This window comes from Allocoleopsis sp., from assembly GCF_036703385.1.
In the GTDB taxonomy this organism is placed as follows: domain Bacteria; phylum Cyanobacteriota; class Cyanobacteriia; order Cyanobacteriales; family Coleofasciculaceae; genus Allocoleopsis.
Map to the genome: position 1 here is coordinate 1 of NZ_DATNPA010000622.1, position 2534 is coordinate 2534.

Here is a 2534-nt window from a genome sequence, read left to right on the forward strand (position 1 = left end):
TCAATCTGGTAAGTCGTAGGAACCCGCGACTTATTACCGCTACATTCATCCTCAAGTTTGAGATTCGCGATCGCCTTTATTTTCGCAGTAGCTGTTAATTTTTCTCGATTGGAAGCATTAGAGCGTTTTTCGGGTTAAAAAAGTAATGTAGCAGATACTTTTGACTATCTTAACCAGTGGCGAGACGCTTTATCTATCGTTTTATGTAGGGTGTTCAAAATGGACAGTTTTTTCGATGCCTTCATCTCCTATGGACGAGCCGATAGTAAAGCATTTGCTACAAAACTTCATACTCGATTAGTTGAACAAGGCTTAAGAGTTTGGTTTGACCAAAACGATATTCCCCTCGGTGTAGACTTTCAAGAACAAATTTATGATGGCATTGAGAAGTCACATAATTTTCTGTTTATTATTGCCCCACACTCCGTTAAATCAGCCTATTGCCTGAAAGAAATCTTATGGGCTATCGAGCATAATAAACGCATTATTCCGTTGCTGCATGTCGAACTCAAGGACTGTTGGGACCAGATGCACCCAACTATCGGCAAAATCAATTGGATTTATTTTCAAGAAGAGAAAGACGATTTTGAAGCGGCTTTTACAGGCTTAATTGATTTGATGTGCCGACATAGGGATTATGTCGAACAACATACTCAGCTTTTAGTTCAAGCTTTGGATTGGGAACAACATCAAAAACAAAATAGCTATTTGTTAACTGGAGAAGAACGTCAACAGGCTGAATCTTGGTTAAAGAGGCAGTTTAAAGATGAACAGCCTCCTTGTCTTCCCACGGATTTACACTGTGATTTTATTAGTGAAAGCCTTAAGAATGCGAATAACTTGATGACTCATGTGTTCATCAGCTATGCCGACCCAGACCAAGATTTTTCCAATAAACTCAGTCGAACATTGAGGCGAAATGGGTTCACGATTTGGACGAATAAAACTGATATTAAAACAGGAACTGAATTTCATAAAGAAATCAATAAAGGGATAGAAGGAGCCGATAACGTTGTTTGGTTTATTTCCCTTCATTCGCTCCAATCTTGGTACTGCCAGGAAGAAATTACTCACGCTTTTGACAAAAATAAACGTATCATTCCACTGTTGATTGAACCAACTGAACTCAACGCTATACCTCCTCATCTGCGAGCTTTGCAATTTATTGATTTTACGAACCATCGCGATGAGGTCAAGTATAAAAAAGATGCGGATAATCTATTAAGGCTACTCAATCAAGATGCTCCTTATTACGAACAGCATAAAATTCTCTTAGTTAAAGCCCTCAAATGGCTTGAACAAAATCGCAATCCGAGTATTCTCTTGCGGGGGTACAATCTGAAACAGGCTGAAGCTTGGCTCAAGGTGGCAAAGCAGCGAACTGTACACCCACCACTGCCTTTGCATGAAGAGTTTATTAGTGAAAGCGCTAAGCAGCCTCCAGAATCATCCTTAGATGTTTTTATTGCTTATTCCCGCGTCGATTCCGATTTTGCCCGGAAGTTAAATGACGCACTTCAGATTCAGGGGAAAAAGACGTGGTTTGACCAAGAGAGTATTGCGTCCGGGGCTGATTTTCAGAAGGAAATTTACCGAGGGATTGAAAGTTCCAATAACTTCTTATTTATCATTTCCCCAAGTTCCGTCAACTCACCCTACTGTGCTTCGGAGGTGGAGTATGCCAGAAAGCTGAACAAGCGGATTGTCACGGTATTGCATAGAGCCGTACCTAGCGCAGAATTACACCCGGATTTAGCTGCTATCCAGTGGATTGACTTTAACAAACATAATGGCGACTTTTATGCCAGCTTTGGCGAACTGGTCAGAACGTTGGACACTGACTTGGAGTATATGCGATCGCACACGCGATTGTTACTCAAAGCACTCGAATGGGATAGAGAGAAACGCGACCCCAGTTATTTGTTACGGGGCAAGGATTTGGCAGACTCCGAGCAATGGCTCCAGTTAGGTGCGACCAAATACCCCCAACCTACAGAACTCCAGACCCTGTACATTACTACCAGTCGTAAGACTCCTTACTTTAAACCGAAGCTTCATACCGCAATTTTGACGAGTTTGGCAGTGACAGCCTTAGTTGTAGGAGTACGCTACCTCGGACTGTTGCAACCTCTGGAACTGGACACTTACGACCAGATGATGCGACGGCGACCCAGTGAAGTGCAGGATAAACGCTTTCTGATTGTTGAAATTCGTGAAGAAGATCTCCCAGCACTGAACAAAAAGTTTGGCAAAGGAATCGGAACCGTACCCGACAAGGCATTAGCACTTCTGTTGGAGAGACTCAATCAGTATCAACCCCGATTGATTGGCTACGATTTGTACCGAGATTTTCAGGCTGACCCGGTTGTAGCTAACCGTTTGCGAAACGAGGAGCGCTTTATTGGTATCTGTAAATTAAGTGACACGGATGTCCAGGGTAACGTGATATCACGGGGAGAAGGAATTTCTCCTCCTCCTGAAATTCCCGTGAAACTATTGGGAGAGCGCGTAGGGTTTAATGATGCTGTATTCGA

At 42.7% G+C, this 2534-nt stretch carries 1 protein-coding gene; it reads left to right on the forward strand.

Annotated features, from left to right (window positions below; all coding sequences use genetic code 11):
• Positions 1 to 219 precede the first annotated feature (219 nt).
• A partial coding sequence (locus tag V6C93_RS29745; protein ID WP_333480292.1) for a TIR domain-containing protein occupies positions 220 to 2534 on the forward strand: 2315 nt, incomplete at its 3' end.